Origin of the sequence: Pseudonocardia endophytica, from assembly GCF_004339565.1 — a bacterium.
GTDB classification, from domain to species: domain Bacteria; phylum Actinomycetota; class Actinomycetes; order Mycobacteriales; family Pseudonocardiaceae; genus Pseudonocardia; species Pseudonocardia endophytica.
The window spans coordinates 787,736-806,156 of the sequence record NZ_SMFZ01000001.1 but is presented as its reverse complement, the minus strand read 5'-3'; the positions used below and the strand labels follow the sequence as shown (position 1 = coordinate 806,156).

The following is an 18,421-nucleotide window of genomic DNA, read 5'->3' as shown; positions in this document are numbered from 1 at the left end:
GCGTCAGCCGAGCAGGCCGAGCACGCCCTTCACGGTCAGGTACACGCCCACCACGACGGACACACCGATCAGCAGCACGCGCCGACGCCGTCGTGCCCAGTCCTGGACGCCGTCGATCACGGCGCGCGTGCGGTCCGGGCCGAGCACGACGAGCACCAGGCCGGCGAGTGGCACCGCGAACCGCAGCACGTTGTAGACGACGACCTGGAACACCCCGTTCGCCGGCGTCGGCTGCGTCTCCAGGACGGCGACGAGCGCGGCCACGTAGAACAGCCCCGGCAGGTTCGTGGCCGCCCCGGCCAGCGCGGCGAGCGGGACGGTCGGGTGGCGGAGCCGTCGGCCGATGCCCCACGGCAGCCGCTCCTCGAGCGGCACCGGGGGAGAGTCGGGGGTCCGGTTCCCGATCCGGCCGGTCGCGTACAGCACGGCGTAGAGCAGCGCCGCGACGCCCAGCGCGGCGTCGATCGCGTACCGGCCGGACCGCGCCTCCGGGTCGCGTGCCGTGCCGTCGAACGTCGTGACGATCACCAGCCCGGCCGCCAGGCTGACGACGAGGCCCGCGGCGACGTAGCCGGACAGCAGCCGTCGGGGCCGGTCGGAGGCCAGCAGCGCGTAGACGATCGCCAGCGGGGTCGCCCGCACGGCGCTCAGCAACCCGAGCGCGAGGGCTTCGGGGCTCACGACGGGCTCACGAGGACTCCGGCCCGGCGGGCGGCAACGGCTCCGGCGCCGGACGCAACCCGTCGGTCAGCAGCCCCAGGTAGCGGCGCCGGTCCGCGCCGCCGGGATCGCCGTGGCGCGCGATCGTGATGGCCATGATCAGCACTGCGGAGAGGTCCCGCACGGTGAGCTCCGGCCGGACCACCCCGGCGTCACGCGCGCGGTCGAGCAGCCTGCCCAGCGCCCGTCCGTAGCGGTGCACCGTGTCCACGTCGTACGCGGCGGAGTCGCGCGCGAGCTTGAGGATCACGGTCCGCCCCGCGATCACGTCCAGCGCCCGGCTCAGCGCGCCGACGAGGTCCGCCCACGGATCGCCGGTGTCGACGTCCGCTGTCGGCTCCACCTCGGCGGCGAACAGCTCCTCCACGACGGCCCGGACCAGCGCCTCGCGGGTCCGGAACCGCCGGTAGAGCGTGGCCACACCGAGTCCGGCCCGACGCGCGATCTCCTCGAGCGGGACGTCCGGCCCGTCGGACTCGAACGCCTCCGCCGCCGCCTCGACGATCCGGCGATGGTTGCGGGCGGCGTCGGCCCGCAGGGGCGTCGCCGCCCCCGGAGGGGACGGGTCCACCGCCGCAGAGTAGCGGCCGTTACCAGGTGACCGGCAGGGACCTGAGCCCGTAGATGAAGTGGAAGGAGCGGAACTCGACGTCCTCATCGGACACCGCGGGAGCCAGCGCCGGGAAGCGGCGCAGCAGCGCCGGGAACGCAGTCTCCATCTCCATCCGGGCCAGCGGCGCGCCGAGGCAGTGGTGCACGCCGTGCCCGAACGCGACGTGTCCTGCCGCGCCGCGCGACACGTCCAGCTCGTCCGGGCGGTCGATCTGCTCCGGGTCCCGGTTCGCCGCGGGCAGCGAGCACAGCACGAGCGAGTCCTTCGGGATCGCCGTCCCGCGGATCTCGGTGTCCCGCATGACCAGCCGCGGCACGCCGGAGTGCACGATGGACAGGAACCGCATCAGCTCCTCGACGCCCGCCCTGGTCATGTCCGGGTCGTCGCGCACGAGCGCGGCCTGCTCGGGGCGCTGCAGCAGCGCGAGCGTGCCGAGCCCCAGCATGTTCGACGTCGTCTCGTGCCCGGCGATCAGCAACAGCCCGGCGATGCCGGTCAGCTCGTCGTGGGTGAGGTCGTCGCCGTGGTCGCGGACGAGCGCACCGAGGATGTCGTCGCCGGGGTTCGCCCTGGCGTCCGCGCAGAGCTGCGACATGTACGCCCGGTTCTCCCGGCCGGCGGCGAGCCGGTCCTCGGGGTCACGGGACAGGTCGAGCAGCCGGTTCGAGCGGGACTGGAACTCGGCGCGGTCGGCGTACGGGACGCCGAGCAGCTCGCAGATCACCAGCGACGGGATCGGCAGCGCGAAGTCCGCGACGAGGTCGGCCGGCGGGCCGGCCTGCTCCATCGCGTCCAGGCGCGCGTCGACGATCTCGGTGATCCGCGGTTCCAGCATGCGCATCCGCTTCTGGGTGAACTCGCGGGTCAGCATGCGGCGCAGCCGGGTGTGGTCCGGCGGGTCCTGGGCGAGGAGCTGGCCGGCCCGCATCCGGGCCGCCTCCTCGTCGCTGATCTCGGCCATCGCACCGCCCTGTCGCCTGCGGAGGTCGGCCGTGTTGCCGAACGTGGCGGCGTCGCCGAGCACCTCACGGACGTCCTCGTAGCGGGTCACGAGGTAGGCCTGCGTGCCGAACGTCGTGGTGATGACCGGGATCTCGTCGTCGGACCGGTGGGCCCCGAGCTCGGGGACCGGGTCGATCCCGTCGCGCCGCATGTGCAGCGGCATCCGGGTTCCCTCGTTCTGGACGGTCGACTGGCTCATGGCAGCGTCCTCCGTGACTCCGGGTGGTGCCCACGACGCTACCGGAAACGACAGTGTCCTATCGATTGCAGGGAGAAACGTGACCGTGACCTCGATGTCCGTCGCGCCGGAGGTGACGGACGCGCTCGCCGTCGGACGGCCCGTGCTGGCGCTCGAGTCGACGATCCTCACCCACGGGCTGCCGCGGCCGCGCAACCTCGACGTCGCGCGGGACGCGGAGGAGCGCGTCCGTGCGGCCGGCGCCGTCCCGGCCACGATCGGCGTGCTCGACGGCGTCGTGCGGATCGGGCTGTCCGCCACCGGTCTGGAGCGGCTGGCGTCCGATCCGGACGTGGTCAAGCTGAGCACCCGTGACCTGCCACCGGCCGTCGCGACCGGGGCGTCCGGTGGCACGACGGTCGCCGCCACCGCGCACCTCGCCCACCGCGCCGGGATCCGGGTGTTCGCGACCGGGGGGCTGGGCGGGGTCCACCGGGGCGCGTCGGAGACGTTCGACGAGTCCGCCGATCTCCCCGCGCTCGCGCGCCTGCCGGTCGTCGTGGTCAGTGCGGGGGTGAAGTCCGTGCTGGACGTCGGCGCCACGCTGGAGCGCCTCGAGACGCTCGGGATCTCGGTGGCCGGCTACCGCACGGACCGGTTCCCGAACTTCTACGTCGCCGACTCCGGACACCGGGTCGGGCACGTCCTGGACTCGCCGGAGCAGGCCGCCGCGGCGTGGGCGGCGGGCCGCGCGCTCGGGCTGGACGCGGCGCTGCTGGTGGCGAACCCGGTACCGGTCGCCTCGCAGCTGCCGCCCGCCGAGCACGACGCGGTCCTCGCGAGCGCCCTCGCCGCCCTGGACGAGCAGGGGGTCGGCGGCCAGGACGCGACGCCGTTCCTCCTGGACCACATCCGGACCGCGACCGGTGGAGCGAGCCTGGAGGTCAACGTCGCCGTCTACCGCAACAACGTCGACCTGGGCGCCCGGATCGCCGTCGCCGTCGCCGCGCTGTAGCCAATGCTCGGCGTGCTGGGGGACCTCGTCGAGGACGTCGTCGTGTGGCCGTCCGGCCCGGTCGCGCCGGGCACCGACACCGCGGCACAGGTGTTCCGGCGCCGGGGCGGGAGCGCCGCGAACGTCGCCGCCCACGCCGCGCGGATCGCCCCGGTGCGCTTCCTCGGACAGGTCGGCGACGACGACGCCGGCCGCGCGCTCACCGCGTCGCTCGCCGACGACGGCGTCGACGTGCGCGTGCGGCGCGCGGGCCGCACCGGGACCGTCGTCGTGCTGGTCGACGCGGACGGGGAGCGGACGATGCTGCCCGACCGCGGCGCGGCGGCCGAGCTGTGCGATCCGCCCGCGGCGTGGGCGGACGGCCTGACCCACCTGCACCTCCCGGCGTACTCGCTGGTCGCAGAGCCGGTCCGGGGTGCTGCGCTCGCGGTCGCCGCGCGGGTCGGGTCGGTGTCGGTCGACGTCGCGTCCACCGGCGCCGTGCGTGCCTGCGGGGTCGAACGGTTCGCGGCGCTCCTGCGAGAGCTGCGGCCCGCGCACGTGCTGGCCACGCTCGCGGAGGCCGACCTGCTCGGGCTGCCCGGTTCGGCGCCTGCCGGGACGGTCGTCGTGGTCAAGGACGGCCCGCGGCCGGCCCGGGTCACCGCTCCGGGTCGGCCCGCCGTCGTGGTCCCGGTCCCGCCGGTCGGCTCCGTCCGGGACACGACCGGCGCGGGTGACGCGTTCGCGGCCGGCTACCTGCAGGCCGTCGTCGGCGGGGCGGAACCGGTCGAAGCGTGCCGGAACGGACACCGGACGGCGCGCACCGTCCTGACCGTGCCCGGCGCGGGCTGACCTCGCAGGGCGTCGCCGGACCGCGCAGACCGTGCAGGACCTGCGCGCCCGGGCGGATACCTGCGACGACGACCTGACCGTCCCTGCGGGTTCACCCGGCCGACACCCTCCCGTATCCGCTCGATCATCGTGACGGATTGAAGTTCCCGGTGTGCGGGCGGCGATCCTCGACCTGGCCGGGACCACCATGGCCGACGACGGGCTCGTGCTCGACGCGGTCCGCGTCGGGCTGCGCGCGGCCCGTGTCCGCCTGGACGGACCCCGCTACCCGGCGCTGGACCGGCAGGCCCGCGCGACGATGGACCGCAGCACGCTGACCGTGTTCGGCGAGCTGCTCGACGGTGACATGTATCGCGCCCGTCGCGCGGAGGGTGCGTTCGCCCGGTTCCTCGCGGACGCCGCGGCCGAGGGACGGGTGCACGAGGTCGACGGCGCGGGGGAGGCCGTGGACGCGCTGCGCGATGCCGGTCTGCCGGTCGTGATCGTGACCGGCTTCCCCTCGTCGTTGCGCGACGTGCTGATCGAGGCGCTGGGCTGGACGGCCCGGGTCGACGCGCTGTTCTCGCCCACCGACGTCGGCGGCCGCGGCCTGCCCGACCCCGCCCTGCTGCAGGCGGCGCTGAAGCGCTGCGATCTCGCCGCCGAGCACGTCGCGCTCGCCGGGGACGCGACCGCCGACATCGAGGGTGCGGTCCGGGCAGGGGTGGCGCTGACGGTCGCCGTCCGGGGAGGCGCGCATTCGGAGTCCCGGCTGCGCGCGGCGGGCGCCGACGCCGTCATCGACTCGGTCGCCGACCTCCCGTCCCTGTTGGGGTTACCGAGCTAGACGCGGTTCTCCTTATCAGTGATAAGGTCAGCGCATGACGCGCGCCGGGCTGGACAGGGACACCGTCGTCCTGGCCGCGCTGGACCTGGTCGACGAGATCGGGCTGGACGCGCTGTCCACGCGCAGGCTCGCCGACCGGCTCGGCGTGAAGTCGCCCGCGCTCTACTGGCACTTCCGGGACAAGGCGGAGCTGCTGGACCTGATGGCCCAGGAGCTGTTGCGGCCCACGTCGTCGACGACCACGAGCGACTGGCGGGCCGACCTCGCCGAGGGGGCACGCGACCGTCGTCGACGACTGCTGTCCCGGCGCGACGGCGCCCGGCTCGTCGCGGGCACCCGCCCCGGCCCGGACGCGGCACGTCAGGCCGAGGACGGGATCGCCGAGCTGGTCGCGGCCGGGCTCGACCCGGCGTCCGCCCTGCACACGCTGATCGCGGTGGCGCACTTCGTGACCGGCTTCGTGCTCGAGGAGCAGGCCGCCGCGCAGCGGGAGATCGCCGACGCCGGCACGGCGGGGGAGGCGTTCCCGCTGCTGTCGGCGGCGCTGGAGAAGGGCGGCGCCCCGGAGGGCGAGCGCTCGTTCTCCCACGGGCTGACCGCGCTCGTGGACGGACTGGCCCGGCGCGTGCCGGGCCCGGCAGAGGGGGAACGACCATGACCGCACCGACCGCACCGACCGTCCTGCTGATCGGCTTCGACCCGCACCGCCTCCCGATCCCGGACGCCGACGCGCTGGCCGCGTCGATCCGGCGCGGGTTCGACCGCTTCGCCGACCTCGGCATGGACGCCGGCCAGTGCCTCGTCGGGGTCGACGACCGGATCGAGGCCGACATCGTCGCGGCGCTGGGGTCGAGGCCGTGGGACTGCGTGGTGATCGGCGGCGGGATCCGCAAGCCGCCGGAGGCGCTCGAGCTGTTCGAGCACGTCGTCAACCTCGTGCGCCGGCACGCCCCGCAGGCCCGGATCGCGTTCAACACCAGCGGCGAGGACAGCGCGGACGCCGCCGCCCGGCAGCTGGCGGCGGCGTAGACCCGGGTCAGTCGTAGATCACCGCCTCGCCGCGTTCCCGCAGGCCGGCGAGCCCGTCGCGCATCGACTGCAGCTGCTCGGCGGTGTGGCCCACCCAGCCCTCGAGCTCGCCGACGACCCGGACGGGCTCTCGGGTCCGGTAGGACCGGGTCGGGTTGCCGGGCATCTTCTTGTCGGTGACGTTCGGGTCGTCCTCGATCTCCCCGGTGGGCTCCACGACGTAGATGCGCGCTGGCCCGTCGCCGAGTGCCATCTCGGCGCCCCACGCCGCGGCGTCGAGGGTCGCCGTGACGTACACGTGGTTCATCACCCGGTTCTCCTCGTAGTTCGAGATCCGGCCGGGGACCAGCAGATCGCCGACGGCGAGATCGGCCCTCGTCCCGTGCAGCAGCTTCCCGGACTCGTGGACCTCGAACGGTGTCGGACCCGTCGTCATGCCTTCTCCAGGTCGAACACCCGGCGCGCCGTCTCGCCCAGGATGTTGCGCTTGGCCGCGTCGTCCAGGAACGGCAGCGACGCGATCCGCCCCGGCACGTCGAAGTCCCAGTGCGGCCAGTCCGAGGAGTACATCAGCGAGTTCGGCGCGTCGATCGCCTCCAGCGTGGCCGCCAGCAGCTTGTCGTCGGTCCACTCCATGGGCTGGCTCGTGTAGAACATCTCGCGCATGTACTGCGACGGCGGCCTCGTCAGCAGCGGTGCGTCCGACTGGCGCATGTAGTACTCGTGGTCCAGGCGCTGCATCATGAACGGCACCCACGCCAGGCCGGACTCGATCCAGATCGTCTTCAGGCCGGGGAAGCGCTCCGGGATCCCGTTGATCACCCAGTTCGTCAGGTGAGTCATGTTGCAGGTCACGAAGCTCATCGCGTGCGCCGAGAGGAACTTGTTCATCGTCGACGTCATCGTGTCGGCCTGGTTCGGACCGGCGTGGAACCCGATCGGCAGGCCGCGGCGCTCCAGCTCGGCGTAGACCGGCATGTAGGCGTTGCGGTGCACGCCTGCGTGGCGCTGGCTGGTGACCAGGAACCCGATGACGCCCGGGTGGTCGGCGAACTCCTCGATCGTCGCCAGGCACGCGTCCGGGTCCTCGAACGGGAGCCCGAGCATCGTCTTCACCCGCGGCTCGCGCGGCAGGATCTCGCTGGTGAACCAGCGGTTGTAGGCCTGCAGCAGCGCCGTCGCGACGTGCGGCTGCGGGTGCAGCCCTGTCTCCAGCATCGGCTGCGGGAACACGACCTGGACGTCGATCGACATCGCGTCCATCGCCCTGCGCACGAGCGTGACGTCGCGGTCCGCGCCGCTCGTCGTGCCCGGGGTGTCCTCGGCCAGCGCCGCCTGGTGCGGGATCCGGCCGGAGACGTCCTGCATGGTCAGCCCTGGCGGGTGGTTGTGCAGCGCCAGGTGCGACGCCTGGGGCCAGTTCCGCATCATCTGCGCGGCCGTGTCCTTGAGGACCGGCGAGTCCAGGTGCTCCAGCACCTCCGGCCACGAGTCGAGCTCCACGTGGTGCGAGTCGACGTCGACGATGAAGTAGTCCTGCAGGTGGTGGCGCTCGGTGTCGCGACGGGCGTTGGCCAGGATCTCCCGGCTGTCCGTGCGGGTGGTGATCTCCTGGGTGGACGGACGGGTGACGCGCAGATCGGAGCGCGGTTCGGTCGCGGTCATCAGCTGCTCCTCATCGATCACTCCGGGAGAACCAGAGGGCGAGGTCGAACGGGTTGAGGTCGTGGGCGCGCAGCGCCGCGGTCGCGAGGACGACGGCGTCGGTGGGCGTCAGGTCCTCGCCGGACAACGGCCGGGCGCCCTCCTCGGCCGCGACGGCGTAGGTCCGGGCCGCGACCGACGCGAGCGCGCGGGCCGTGCCCGGGTCCAGGGCGGCGATCGCGCCGTCGCCGAGGCCGGCGTCGACCTCCCGCACCAGCTCCGCCGTCAGCTCATCGATGCGCCGCGCCCGGTCGCGATGGTCAGACGGCGACACGGATCCGGCCCCCGCTCTCCTCGACGGCGAACGCGCGCAACGCGAAGTCCGCGCGTCCGGGGTGCGCGCCCGTCGTCACGTCGTACTCGAAGCCGTGCCACGGGCACACGACGTGCATCGTGCCCGGGTCGAACACCAGCCCGCGGCTGGCCTTGCCGTCGTCGAGCCGCTCGCGCACGCGGGACACGATCCGGCCCTGGCAGGCCGGGCCGCCCTGGTGGGCGCAGACGTTCTCGTAGGCGCGCAGCTCGCCGCGGAACCGGAAGATCCCGATCACGAGCGGCGGCTCCGTACCGACCTCGACGATCAGCCGTCCGCGCTCCGGAACCTCGTCGGAGGCGGCGACGTCGACGGCACGCGTGGTGGGTTGCGTCGTCACGTCCGCCAGCCTGAGCCGCCGACGGGGCGGTGTAAAGAAGCCTTCCTCATGCGACTTGAGTCGTGTTAGTGTCCCCGGCATCATGCTGACCCGCCGCTGAGCAGTGCTCGCCGTTCCCGCGAGCCGACGCACCGTCCGACCCGCCGCTCGGTGCCTGCGGTCGATCCGTTCCCGCACGGGCACCTCCTGCTCATCGGGAGCTCGCATGTCCTCCACCCTCACCCGGTCCGCCGTCTCCGTCGCGGGCCTGTCCTTCACCTGGCCGGACGGCACACCGGCACTGTCCGGTCTGGACGTGTCGTTCGGTCCCGGCCGCACCGGTCTGGTGGGCGCCAACGGGTCCGGCAAGTCCACGCTGCTCGCGATCCTTGCCGGGGAGCTGGTGCAGGACGCCGGCTCGGTCACGACGACGTCGCCGCCGGTCCTGGTGCGCCAGGGCGTCGGGCGACGGACCGCGTCGTCGGCGTCCGACCTGCTCGGGATCGCGGACCGGCGCCGGGCGCTCGCCGCGATCGAACGCGGCACGGCGGACCCGGACGACTGGACCGCACTCGGCGATGACTGGGACGTCGAGGAACGTGCCCGCGCCCGGCTCGACGCGCTCGGTCTGCCGGACGACCTGGACCGCCCGGTCGGCACGCTGTCCGGCGGCGAGGCCGTGCTCACCGCACTCGCCGGACTGCTCGTCGACCCGCCCGGGATCGCGCTGCTCGACGAGCCGACGAACGACCTGGACCGCGTTGCGAGGCGACGGTTGTACGACGCCGTCGAGCACTGGCCGGGCGCGCTCGTCGTCGCCGGGCACGACCGGGAGCTGCTGGAGCGCATGGACTCGACCACCGAGCTGCGCGACGGGGCGGTCCGCACCGTGGGCGGGGCGTACCCGGAGTTCGTGCGCGTCGTCGAGGCGGAGCAGGAGGCCGCCCGGCGCGACGTTCGTGTGGCCTCCGAGCATCTGCGACGGCAGCGGCGCGAGTGGGCGGACGCCCAGATCGTGCTGGCCCGGCGCCGTCGCTACGCGGCGCAGGACCAGGCGAGCAAGCGCCGCCCGAAGGTGATCATGCACGAGCTCCGACGACGAGCCCAGGTCACCGCGGGTGCCTACCGGAACCTGCACGCGGACCGGCTGTCCGACGCGCGGGACGCGCTGGACCGGGCGGAGGAGCACGTCCGCGACGACGACCGGATCCGGATCGAGCTGCCGGCCACCGCCGTCCCGGCCGGTCGGACGGTGCTGGAGATCGCCGGCGCGACCGTGCGCGGGCCGGAGCGGATCGCCGTCACCGGCCGCAACGGGGCGGGGAAGTCGACGCTGCTCCGGGCTGCGCAGGACGCGGCGACGGTGCCGGTCGGGCACCTCACCCAGCGCAGGCTGCTGGCCGACCCCGGACGCAGCGTGCTGGACACGGTCCGGGACTCGGGCCCGTCGTCGACCCCGCAGGAGGTGCGGGCCGAGCTCGCCCGGTTCCTCCTGCGCGGGGACACCGTGGACCGCCCGGTGTCGACGCTGTCCGGTGGTGAGCGTCTCCGCGTCCATCTCGCCCGGCTGCTGCTGGCCGACCCGGCACCGCAACTGCTCCTGCTCGACGAGCCGACGAACGACCTCGACCTGGACTCCGTCGCGGCCCTGGTCGACGCGCTCACCGCCTTCCGCGGTGCGCTGCTCGTGGTGAGCCACGACGAGACGGTGCTCGACGACCTCGGCGTCACCCGCCGCTGGACGATCGAGGGCGGCCGGGAGCCGGGGATCACCGCCGACGAGGCGGTGCGGTCGTGAGCGCCGGGCCGGCCGGACGTACCTCGGCGCCGTCGGGCTCGAGCGGTACCCCGTCGACCGGCTCCGGCCCGGACGCAGGCGCTCGCACCGGGATCGACGGCCGCTCGGCTCCCGGGACCCGGCGGCCGGGCGGGCGGACGGCGAGAGTGCGCGAGGCCGCGCTGGCCGCGACGCTGGAGGTGTTGACGGACAAGGGTTTCGACGGCCTGTCCGTGGACGCCGTCGCGACCCGGTCCGGCGTGCACCGGGCGACGCTGCACCGGCGGTGGGGCGACGTCGGCGGCCTGCTCGCGGACGCGCTGGACTCGTCAGCGGGGGAGGGGTGGACACCGCCGGACACCGGATCGCTCGACGACGACCTGGCGGCGATCAACGAGGAGGTCCGGGAGGCACTGGTCGCACCGCGCTCGGTGACGGCGGCGGTGATCGCCGCGTCGTTCCGGTCGGAGCCGGCGGCCGCGGCGATGCGCCGGTTCCTCGCCGACCGCTACGAGCGCTCCGCCGTGGTGGTCGACCGTGCGGTCGCCCGCGGCGACGCGGTGGAGGGGACGGACGCGCACACGGTGCTGCTCGCCGCGACCGCGCCCGTCTACCACCGGGTCCTGCTGCTCGGTGACCCGCCGGACGCGGCCACCGCCCGTCGCTACGCCGAGCTCGCCGCGGCGGCCGTGACCGGTCATCCCCAGCCATGATCAGCAGGCTGGTCCGGTTCGAGGCGGGTACCGGCCCTCATCCGGACCGATGCGCTGATCTCGTGGTGTCGTGGTCGGCCCGGTCCGGTGCCGAACACGGCACCGAACCGGGCCGAAGCGCCGATCACGGAAACCGGGTCAGATGACCGGACCCAGATTGCGGAGAGCCTCCGAGCCGCGGACGGCGGTGGTGAGGTCGGCCAGGGCGGCGCCGTGGGCGTGGGCGATGGCCGTCGACTCGTCGGTCAGGGTGTTCCGGTCGACGTAGCCGCCGTGGTCCAGGTACAGGCCGGGGGACAGGACCTGGACGGCGAAGAACGAGGCCAGCACGTTGCGGAGGTCGTTCTGGGCCAGGAAGTGGTGCCCGGTCGCGCCGGTGAGCACGATCGCGGCGGCCTTGCCCTGCAGCGGTGCGGTCTTCTCGCCCCACTTGCCGCGCTCGGTCGCCTCCAGCAGGGCCTTCAGCGACGCCGTGTGGCTGGCCCGGTAGATCGGGCTGCCGAGCACCACGGCGTCCGCGTGGGAGAACGCGTCGACGATCTCCGCGTGCGACGTCTCGCTCAGCTCGAGCAGCGTGGCCTTGGCGCCGGTGCCGTCGAGCACGGCCGAGACGGCGGTCGTCGTGCGCCCGCCCGCCTCCGGTCCACCCACGACGCCGACGACGGTCAGCTCACTCACGAGTCCTCCTCGCTGGCGCTCGTCGGCCGCGTTCGCGGCACTGCTGTGTCTGATGCTGAGCTCGCAAGCTCGCTCACGAGTCCTCCTCCGGTTCGGGGCGGGTCAGCCCGTAGCTGCCCTGGTGGAACAGCAGCGGCACCCGCGCCGGGTCGGCGCCCAGGTCGAGCACGCGGCCGGCGACGATCGTGTGGTCGCCGCCGTCGTACTCGGCCCAGAGCTCGCAGTCGATCCAGGCCGGGACGCCCGGCAGCACCGGGTGCTTCCCGGTCCGGGACGGATCCCAGTCGACCCCGGCGAACTTGTCCACGCCGGAGCGGGCGAACCCGTTGCTGTGGTGCTCGTGGTCCTCGGCCAGCACGTTCACGCAGAACGCGCCGATGTCACGCAGCTTCGGCCACGTCGACGACGTCCGCGCTGGCGAGAAGCTGACCAGCGGCGGGTCCAGGGACAGCGACGAGAACGACTGACACGTGAACCCGACCGGCCCGTCCGGCCCGACCGCGGTCACCACGACCACGCCGGAGGCGAACTGGCCGAGTACCTGGCGCATCTGGTCGGCGGGGACCGGGCCGGGGGTGGGGTTGTCGTGCGCGACGGAACCGGTCATGCCCCGACCCTAGGCAAACAAGCCGCCGCGCACACCCCGTGATCACGAGATGTGCGCGACGGCTCGGTGCTCAGCTCGCGTAGGCGCGCAGCTTGTCCGCGCGCTCGCCGACGCGCAGCTTCGCCATCACCTCGCGCTCGATCTGGCGGACGCGCTCGCGGGACAGCCCGTAGCGCTTGCCGATCTGGTCGAGCGTGTGCGGCTGGCCGTCGTCGAGACCGAAGCGCATCCGGATCACGGCCTGCTCGCGGTCCTCCAGCGTGGCGAGCACGCGGCGGAGGTCGTCGTGCAGCAGCGTCGAGATCACCGTGTTCTCGGCGTCGGTCGCCTCGGCGTCCTCGATGAAGTCCCCGAGCGGGGCCTCCTCCTCGGAGCCGACGGGCATGTCCAGGCTCACCGGGTCACGCGCGTGGTCGAGCAGGTCCGAGATCTTGTGCTCGGGGATGCCCGACTCCTCGGCCAGCTCGGCGTCGTTCGGCTCGCGGCCGAGACGCTGGTGCATGTCCCGCTTGATCCGGGCCAGCTTGTTCACCTGCTCGACGAGATGGACCGGCAGCCGGATCGTGCGGGCCTGGTCGGCCATGCCGCGCGTGATGGCCTGGCGGATCCACCACGTGGCGTACGTGGAGAACTTGAAGCCCTTGGTGTAGTCGAACTTCTCCACCGCGCGGATCAGGCCCAGGTTGCCCTCCTGGATCAGGTCCAGCAGCGGCATCCCGCGGCCCGTGTAGCGCTTGGCCAGGGACACGACGAGCCGGAGGTTCGCCTCCAGCAGGTGGTTCTTGGCCAGCGCGCCGTCCCGGACGACCGCGCGCAGGTCGCGCCGGTACCGGGCGTCCAGCTCGTCGCCCTCGGCGTCGGCGGTGTCCAGCCGGTGCTGGGCGAACACGCCTGCCTCGACGCGCCTGGCGAGCTCGACCTCCTGCGCGGCGGTCAGCAGCGCCCGCTTGCCGATCCCGTTCAGGTAGACGCGGACGAGGTCCGCGGCCGGGCTCTGGGCGTCCAGGTCCTCCGCGACGGCCGCGGCCGCCCCGGCGGACAACGCTCCGGTATCGGTCGTGGCGCCGGAGGCGTCGGTGTCGGTAGTGTCACCGTCGTCGGTGTCCGCAGCGGGCTGCGACGTGCGGCGGGTGCGGGCCTTCCTGGTGGTACGGCTGGTGCTCCCGGTGCGGGGACCCGGGATGGTCTGTGCGACGGCGTCGTCGCCGGTCGGGGTGTCGACCGTCTCGACGGCCGCGGCGGTCATGGTCACCGTCATGCGTGCGTTCCTCCCCTGCTCGGGCGCGGCGGGTATCTGGTGCGTACCCGTGGCCGCTCGGCCCTATGAGTGGTCAACGCGAACGATTCGAGAATCGTTCCCGCCGACCCGGCCCGTCGGGGCGTTCACCACCGACGAACCGGGTGACACTCGTCACGAGAGGTGGCGCAGGCCCTCTACGGTGCGGGAACGCGCGGCGTGTTCCGCGGGTCCTCGACGGCCCGGACGCTGTTCCGGCGGCGGCTCGCCTTGCCGCTCCGGTCCTCGGTCGCGGCCGGCCCCGAGTGCCCGTAGACGATCTCCATCAGCGGCGGCCAGTCGTGGCGCAGCGCGTCGCGGCCCATGAACAGGCCGAGGTGCCCTCCGGTGGCGGTCCGCGTCGTGATGTCCTTCGCCGGAGTGCCCACCACGTCGGCTGCCGCGAACATCTGCGGCGGCGGCGTGATGTGGTCGGTCGAGCCGGCCAGCAGCAGCACCGGGCAGGTGATGGCGCCCATGTCCACGCGGCGCCCGCCGATCTCCAGCTCACCGGTGATCAGCTTGTTCTTCCAGAACAGGTTCTCGACCAGCCACAGGTAGAACGCGCCGGGGACGTCCTGGGTGTACTTGAACCAGTCCTCGAACACCCGGTACCGCTCGACGTGCGTCGGGTCGTCGATGTTCTCGAGCAGCTGCAGCTGCCGGGACACCTCGGACTGCGGCTGGATGCCGATGAAGTTCGACAGCACCGCCCGGCCGGACATGTTGCCGCCGTTCATCGCGACCAGCGCCTTGTACGGCGCCATGCCCATCGTCCCGGCGGTGACCTTCGTCGTCGCCGAGATCACCGACTCGCCGGCGTGGAAGTCGATCGGGGCCCCGGCGAGCGTCAGCGTGTTGACCCGCTCCGGGTACAGCGCCGCGTAGATGGCGGCGAGCCACCCGCCCTGGCAGTCGCCGACGACGTTGGCCTTGCCGCCCATCCGCCGGATCGAGCGGTCGATCACGGTCAGGTAGTCGTCGACGGTCGTGTTCTTCGACGCGACCGTGGCCGGCTTCCACTCGAGCGCGTAGACCCGCGTGAGCCCGGACGCCCGGATCATCGCGATCTGGCTCTGCTGCGGCGAGTAGTCGACGACCGTCGAGGAGTGCCCGGCCTGCGGGGGCAGGACGATCGTGGGGACGACGTCGTCGTCGCGGTGGGCCTCCTCGGTGAAGTCGCGCAGCGCCGCGAACGGCGTGGACAGCACGACCTCGTTCTGCAGGTGCCATGTCGGCTCCCTGCGGTCGGCCATGGTCGACCACCAGAGCATCCCGCGCCGCACCGCGTCGAACGGGCGGCCGATCCGCTGGACGGCGTCGAGCCATGCCGCACCCGTGGCACGGGAGACCTCGTTCGCGACCTTCGAGGCGTTGGTGGCGTTGTACGAGAGCAGGTACCGCCAGGCGTCGGTGGTGCCGACGGGCTGACCGGGGGTGTGGTCGACGGTGGGTGCGTCCGCGACGACGCGCGGTCCACCGGAACGAGCGGGACGTGCGGGTGATCGCATCGCCGTGCTCATGGCATCTCCCATCGACGTTGATGACCCGGGACGACCCGAGTTACCGAACGGTAGGTCGTGATCGGGATGCCAAGCAAGTCGAAACCTACCCACGGGTAGTGCTTGCTCCACCAAGCGCAGGTGGCAGGGGTTACACGCCCGATTTTTTCTCAGACGCTGCCTACCGGTGAGTACCCCGTCACCATGGCCTCACCGATGCGCGGGCCCGCGCACAACGCGGCCCGCCCGTCACGGACCGGCACCATCCGTCCGACACAGGAGTGAGTAGAGACGTGCCCGCAGCGACCACCGACCCGAACGACGACGGCGACGGCGCCGCGCCCGTCGAGGTCCTCCGCCGTCAGGCCACCAGCCTGATCGAGGACCTGCGCGAGCTCGCCGATCCGCAGACCGCCACCGCGAAGCGCGATCCGCTCGGCATCGGTGACGCGCTCGGCGAGGCGGCCCGCGCGCTGGCCGGCGACCCGATGGCCGTGCTGCGCGCCGGGTTCGGCTTCGGCACCGACTCGGCACGGGCCGTGGCCGCGGCGGCCCAGCGGGCCGTCGGCGCGACCGCGAACGGGCCGGCGTCGCTCCCGGAGAAGGACAAGCGCTACAGCGACCCGGCGTGGGAGCGGAACGCCTGGTACTACCTCGCCCGCCAGGAGCACGCGCTGCTGGCCGACCGCCTGCAGGAGCTGTCCGCGGCGGCGAAGGTCTCCGACGTCGCGCGCCGCAAGCTGGACTTCCTGGTCGGCCAGACGATCGAGGCGCTGGCCCCGTCGAACTCGATCTGGACGAACCCCGCGTGGCCGAAGAAGATCGTCGAGACCGGTGGGCTGAACATCGTGCGCGGCGCGCGGAACATGCTGCGCGACGTCGTCCAGAACAACGGCATGCCGCGCCAGACGACGCCGGGCGACTTCGTCGTCGGCAAGGACCTCGGCGTGACGCCCGGTCAGGTCGTCTACCGGAACCGGCTGGTCGAGCTCATCCAGTACGAGCCACAGACGGGCAAGGTCCACGAGATCCCGCTGCTGATGAGCCCGCCGTGGATCAACAAGTACTACATCATGGATCTCGCGCCGGAGAAGTCGCTGGTGGAGTGGGCGGTGCAGCACGGCCACACCGTGTTCATGCTCAGCTACCGCAACCCGGACTCGAGCCTGCGCGACGTCACGTTCGCGGACTACATGCAGGAGGGCCCGCTCGCCGCGCTGGACGTGGTCCAGGAGATCACCGGCGCGGAGAAGGTCAACGTGGCGGGGCTCTGCCTCGGCGGCACGCTGTCCTCGGCGACGGTCGCGTGGCTGAACGCCCGCGGTGACCAGCGGGTCAACTCGCTGACGCTGATGAACACGCTGCTCGACTTCTCCACGCCCGGTCAGCTCGGCGTGTTCACCGACGAGAAGACGGTGGACCGGATGGAGCTGTCCATGCGCAAGGACGGCTACCTGCCCGCGGAGAGCATGAAGACCACGTTCGACCTGCTGCGCTCCACCGACCTGGTGTGGAACTACGTGGTCAACGACTGGATGCTCGGCGAGGACCCGAAGCCGTTCGACATGCTGACCTGGAACTCCGACTCGACCCGGATGCCAGCCGCGATGCAGGTCGAGTACCTGCAGGCCCTCTACCTGGAGAACCGGTTCGCCGAGGGCAAGTTCGAGCTCGCGGGGGAGCGGCTCGACGTCGCCGACATCCGCCAGGACACCTACGTGATCACGGCCGAGTCGGACCACATCGCGCCGTGGAAGGGTGTCTACAAGGGGGCGTCGAAGATCGGCGGCACGGTCCGCTTCGTGCTCTCGAACTCCGGGCACATCGCGGGCGTGGTGAACCCGCCGTCGCCGAAGTCGAAGCACTGGTTCTCCGAGACGGCCGACCTCCCGGAGAACGCCGACGACTGGCGTGACGACGCGAACGAGCAGAAGGCCTCCTGGTGGGAGGACTGGGCGCCGTGGATCGGTGAGCACGCCGGCAAGCAGGTCGCCGCGCCGAAGAAGGTCGGCAGTGCGAACCACCCGCCGCTGGAACCCGCGCCGGGGCGGTACGTGTTCGCGCGCTGAGCGAGGCTCGCCGACCGGACGGACCGCGCCGGACCGCGCCGGGCGGGACCGGTCGGCCGCGGCTGCGGCACGCCGTGGCCGGTTGCTCACGGCACGGGACTTGCCGCGAGTGGACAATGGCGCGATGCGCACCTTCCCGTGCGTCCCGGATCTGCCGGGGCGGTCGTCATGAGTAGGTCGGAGCGGAACGGATCCGCGCCCGGCGCGGGCCGGTCCGAGCGGCGGAACCCGGCCGAGGCGGCGTTGTCGAACGCGCTCGGCGGGTTCATCCGTGCGCAACGGCAGATGGCCAAGCTGTCGCTGCGCGAGATGGCGTCGATGACCAGCGTCTCCAATGCCTATCTGAGCCAGGTCGAGCGCGGGCTGCACCAGCCGTCGTTGAAGGTGTTGCGGTCCATCGCGGACGCGCTGCAGCTGTCCACCGACCAGATGCTCAGCCAGGCCGGCTGGGCGTCGCCGGACCGCGAGGACGACGGGCACGCGGCCCCGGAGGAGCGGGTGGCCACGGGGCCGGGCGGGACGGAAGCGGCCATCCGCGCCGACGAGCGTCTCTCGGACGAGCAGAAGAAGGCGCTGATCGGCGTGTACCGCAGCTTCGTGGACCGCGCCCCGTCGGGGGCGTGAGCCAGGTCATCCGCTCCCTCCCGCCGCGTGCTTGACATAGTTAACGCACGCCGCGTAGTTTTTCAGGCAGACGTCGCGACAGACATCGCGATCCCGGTCCGCCACGAAGGAGGAGAGACGATGACCTCGTCCACCGACCAGTTCGTCGACATCACCAAGCGCTCGCAGGACGTGCTCGCCGAGTCGGTCCGCAGCTGGGCCGAGACCTGGCAGGGTCTCGCCTCCCAGTTCACCGGCCACGGCCGTCCGCAGTTCCCGGACTCCGGTGTCGCCGTGGACCGCGTGTTCGACTTCGCCGAGCAGGTCCTCGGCCAGCAGCGTGAGTTCGCCAAGACCGTCGTCGGTGCCGGCCAGCACGCCGTCGACACCTGGACCGACCAGGCCGCCAAGGTCGCGGAGCAGGTGACCGACAACGCCGTGCACAACGCCGAGCGTGCCGGTGACGCCACCGCGAAGGCGACCGACTCGGCCGCCGAGAAGGTCCGTAACACCCGGAGCAGCGCCTCCAAGTGATGCCGCCGCCTCCCCGGTGAGGCACAGCAGCGGACGACGGCCCCGCCCGACGATCTCGGGCGGGGCCGTTTCCCTGTTCGGGGGTATCGGATCACCGCCGGTCGCCTAG

The 18,421-nt window shown here is 72.8% G+C and carries 21 protein-coding genes; 10 read left to right on the top strand and 11 right to left on the bottom strand.

Going from position 1 to position 18,421, the window contains the following annotated elements:
* Nucleotides 1-3: 3 nt before the first annotated feature.
* From EV378_RS03325 to EV378_RS03315, 3 genes are read right to left on the bottom strand one after another with little or no spacing between them, the layout of a single operon-like run.
* Nucleotides 4-681, bottom strand: coding sequence for a GAP family protein (locus EV378_RS03325; RefSeq protein ID WP_132421264.1), 678 nt, complete (start codon nucleotides 679-681; stop codon nucleotides 4-6).
* A 7-nt stretch (nucleotides 682-688) separates the two neighbouring features.
* On the bottom strand, nucleotides 689-1,291 hold the full coding sequence (locus EV378_RS03320) for a TetR/AcrR family transcriptional regulator (RefSeq protein ID WP_243653250.1): 603 nt from the start codon (nucleotides 1,289-1,291) through the stop codon (nucleotides 689-691).
* A 19-nt stretch (nucleotides 1,292-1,310) separates the two neighbouring features.
* Nucleotides 1,311-2,534: a cytochrome P450 gene (locus EV378_RS03315; RefSeq protein ID WP_132421262.1), complete on the bottom strand. Its 1,224-nt coding sequence runs from the start codon at nucleotides 2,532-2,534 to the stop codon at nucleotides 1,311-1,313.
* 94 nt (nucleotides 2,535-2,628) lie between these two features.
* Between EV378_RS03315 and EV378_RS03310 the strand changes: the two genes are divergently transcribed.
* The 5 genes from EV378_RS03310 to EV378_RS03290 all read left to right on the top strand — a co-directional run bounded on the left by EV378_RS03310 (nucleotide 2,629) and on the right by EV378_RS03290 (nucleotide 6,217).
* Nucleotides 2,629-3,528 carry a pseudouridine-5'-phosphate glycosidase gene (locus EV378_RS03310; RefSeq protein WP_132427328.1) on the top strand — a complete coding sequence of 300 codons (900 nt, stop codon included), beginning with the start codon at nucleotides 2,629-2,631 and terminating at the stop codon, nucleotides 3,526-3,528.
* 3 nt (nucleotides 3,529-3,531) lie between these two features.
* Nucleotides 3,532-4,362 carry a carbohydrate kinase family protein gene (locus EV378_RS03305; protein ID WP_132421261.1) on the top strand — a complete coding sequence of 277 codons (831 nt, stop codon included), beginning with the start codon at nucleotides 3,532-3,534 and terminating at the stop codon, nucleotides 4,360-4,362.
* A 151-nt stretch (nucleotides 4,363-4,513) separates the two neighbouring features.
* Nucleotides 4,514-5,188, top strand: a complete 675-nt coding sequence (locus EV378_RS03300) for an HAD family hydrolase (RefSeq protein ID WP_132421260.1) — start codon at nucleotides 4,514-4,516, stop codon at nucleotides 5,186-5,188.
* A gap of 34 nt (nucleotides 5,189-5,222) precedes the next feature.
* Complete coding sequence (locus EV378_RS03295; protein ID WP_132421259.1) at nucleotides 5,223-5,846, top strand: TetR/AcrR family transcriptional regulator C-terminal domain-containing protein; 624 nt, start codon at nucleotides 5,223-5,225, stop codon at nucleotides 5,844-5,846.
* On the top strand, nucleotides 5,843-6,217 hold the full coding sequence (locus EV378_RS03290) for a hypothetical protein (RefSeq protein WP_132421258.1): 375 nt from the start codon (nucleotides 5,843-5,845) through the stop codon (nucleotides 6,215-6,217). The genes EV378_RS03295 and EV378_RS03290 overlap by 4 nt, the downstream gene beginning before the upstream one ends.
* Nucleotides 6,218-6,224: 7 nt before the next feature.
* On the opposite strand, the gene arr is transcribed toward EV378_RS03290, so the two are convergent.
* The 4 genes from arr to EV378_RS03270 are packed head-to-tail and all read right to left on the bottom strand — an operon-like array spanning nucleotide 6,225 to nucleotide 8,574.
* Nucleotides 6,225-6,653, bottom strand: coding sequence for an NAD(+)--rifampin ADP-ribosyltransferase (gene arr, locus EV378_RS03285; protein WP_132421257.1), 429 nt, complete (start codon nucleotides 6,651-6,653; stop codon nucleotides 6,225-6,227).
* Nucleotides 6,650-7,882, bottom strand: a complete 1,233-nt coding sequence (locus EV378_RS03280) for an amidohydrolase family protein (RefSeq protein ID WP_132421256.1) — start codon at nucleotides 7,880-7,882, stop codon at nucleotides 6,650-6,652. The genes arr and EV378_RS03280 overlap by 4 nt, the downstream gene beginning before the upstream one ends.
* 10 nt (nucleotides 7,883-7,892) lie before the next feature.
* Nucleotides 7,893-8,135, bottom strand: coding sequence for a hypothetical protein (locus EV378_RS03275; protein WP_132421255.1), 243 nt, complete (start codon nucleotides 8,133-8,135; stop codon nucleotides 7,893-7,895).
* 46 nt (nucleotides 8,136-8,181) lie between these two features.
* Nucleotides 8,182-8,574, bottom strand: coding sequence for a Rieske (2Fe-2S) protein (locus EV378_RS03270; protein WP_243653249.1), 393 nt, complete (start codon nucleotides 8,572-8,574; stop codon nucleotides 8,182-8,184).
* A gap of 205 nt (nucleotides 8,575-8,779) precedes the next feature.
* Here EV378_RS03270 and EV378_RS03265 point away from each other — a divergent pair, with 205 nt between their 5' ends.
* Nucleotides 8,780-10,351: an ABC-F family ATP-binding cassette domain-containing protein gene (locus tag EV378_RS03265; RefSeq protein WP_132421254.1), complete on the top strand. Its 1,572-nt coding sequence runs from the start codon at nucleotides 8,780-8,782 to the stop codon at nucleotides 10,349-10,351.
* Nucleotides 10,348-11,043 carry a TetR-like C-terminal domain-containing protein gene (locus EV378_RS03260; RefSeq protein ID WP_243653248.1) on the top strand — a complete coding sequence of 232 codons (696 nt, stop codon included), beginning with the start codon at nucleotides 10,348-10,350 and terminating at the stop codon, nucleotides 11,041-11,043. Before EV378_RS03265 ends, EV378_RS03260 begins: the two co-directional genes overlap by 4 nt.
* A gap of 138 nt (nucleotides 11,044-11,181) precedes the next feature.
* Here the strand turns inward: EV378_RS03260 and EV378_RS03255 are convergent, their stop codons facing one another.
* The 4 genes from EV378_RS03255 to EV378_RS03240 form a co-directional block, all read right to left on the bottom strand.
* Nucleotides 11,182-11,721, bottom strand: coding sequence for an NAD(P)H-dependent oxidoreductase (locus tag EV378_RS03255; protein ID WP_243653247.1), 540 nt, complete (start codon nucleotides 11,719-11,721; stop codon nucleotides 11,182-11,184).
* A 73-nt stretch (nucleotides 11,722-11,794) separates the two neighbouring features.
* Entirely contained in the window at nucleotides 11,795-12,328 is a 534-nt protein-coding gene (locus EV378_RS03250) for a flavin reductase family protein (RefSeq protein WP_132421253.1), read from the bottom strand.
* Between the two features lie 70 nt (nucleotides 12,329-12,398).
* Complete coding sequence (locus EV378_RS03245) at nucleotides 12,399-13,586, bottom strand: sigma-70 family RNA polymerase sigma factor (RefSeq protein WP_243653246.1); 1,188 nt, start codon at nucleotides 13,584-13,586, stop codon at nucleotides 12,399-12,401.
* Between the two features lie 176 nt (nucleotides 13,587-13,762).
* The gene (locus tag EV378_RS03240; protein ID WP_165922123.1) at nucleotides 13,763-15,127 is read right to left on the bottom strand and encodes an alpha/beta fold hydrolase; all 1,365 of its coding nucleotides are present in this window, start codon (nucleotides 15,125-15,127) and stop codon (nucleotides 13,763-13,765) included.
* Nucleotides 15,128-15,399: 272 nt separating this feature from the next.
* Here EV378_RS03240 and EV378_RS03235 point away from each other — a divergent pair, with 272 nt between their 5' ends.
* The 3 genes from EV378_RS03235 to EV378_RS03225 all read left to right on the top strand — a co-directional run bounded on the left by EV378_RS03235 (nucleotide 15,400) and on the right by EV378_RS03225 (nucleotide 18,312).
* Entirely contained in the window at nucleotides 15,400-17,175 is a 1,776-nt protein-coding gene (locus EV378_RS03235) for a PHA/PHB synthase family protein (protein WP_243653245.1), read from the top strand.
* Nucleotides 17,176-17,343: 168 nt separating this feature from the next.
* Entirely contained in the window at nucleotides 17,344-17,799 is a 456-nt protein-coding gene (locus tag EV378_RS03230; RefSeq protein ID WP_132421250.1) for a helix-turn-helix domain-containing protein, read from the top strand.
* A gap of 120 nt (nucleotides 17,800-17,919) precedes the next feature.
* Complete coding sequence (locus tag EV378_RS03225; RefSeq protein WP_132421249.1) at nucleotides 17,920-18,312, top strand: hypothetical protein; 393 nt, start codon at nucleotides 17,920-17,922, stop codon at nucleotides 18,310-18,312.
* Nucleotides 18,313-18,421: the final 109 nt, after the last annotated feature.

Excerpts from the sequence above, each read along its gene's own strand:
- EV378_RS03240 (WP_165922123.1), bottom strand. The coding sequence starts at position 15,127 with ATGAGCACGGCGATGCGATCACCCGCACGTCCCGCTCGTTCCGGTGGA.
- EV378_RS03310 (WP_132427328.1), top strand. The coding sequence starts at position 2,629 with ATGTCCGTCGCGCCGGAGGTGACGGACGCGCTCGCCGTCGGACGGCCC.
- EV378_RS03225 (WP_132421249.1), top strand. The coding sequence starts at position 17,920 with ATGACCTCGTCCACCGACCAGTTCGTCGACATCACCAAGCGCTCGCAG.
- EV378_RS03305 (WP_132421261.1), top strand. The coding sequence starts at position 3,532 with ATGCTCGGCGTGCTGGGGGACCTCGTCGAGGACGTCGTCGTGTGGCCG.
- EV378_RS03265 (WP_132421254.1), top strand. The coding sequence starts at position 8,780 with ATGTCCTCCACCCTCACCCGGTCCGCCGTCTCCGTCGCGGGCCTGTCC.
- EV378_RS03280 (WP_132421256.1), bottom strand. The coding sequence starts at position 7,882 with ATGACCGCGACCGAACCGCGCTCCGATCTGCGCGTCACCCGTCCGTCC.
- EV378_RS03315 (WP_132421262.1), bottom strand. The coding sequence starts at position 2,534 with ATGAGCCAGTCGACCGTCCAGAACGAGGGAACCCGGATGCCGCTGCAC.
- EV378_RS03230 (WP_132421250.1), top strand. The coding sequence starts at position 17,344 with ATGAGTAGGTCGGAGCGGAACGGATCCGCGCCCGGCGCGGGCCGGTCC.
- EV378_RS03295 (WP_132421259.1), top strand. The coding sequence starts at position 5,223 with ATGACGCGCGCCGGGCTGGACAGGGACACCGTCGTCCTGGCCGCGCTG.
- EV378_RS03250 (WP_132421253.1), bottom strand. The coding sequence starts at position 12,328 with ATGACCGGTTCCGTCGCGCACGACAACCCCACCCCCGGCCCGGTCCCC.
- EV378_RS03290 (WP_132421258.1), top strand. The coding sequence starts at position 5,843 with ATGACCGCACCGACCGCACCGACCGTCCTGCTGATCGGCTTCGACCCG.
- arr (WP_132421257.1), bottom strand. The coding sequence starts at position 6,653 with ATGACGACGGGTCCGACACCGTTCGAGGTCCACGAGTCCGGGAAGCTG.
- EV378_RS03245 (WP_243653246.1), bottom strand. The coding sequence starts at position 13,586 with ATGACGGTGACCATGACCGCCGCGGCCGTCGAGACGGTCGACACCCCG.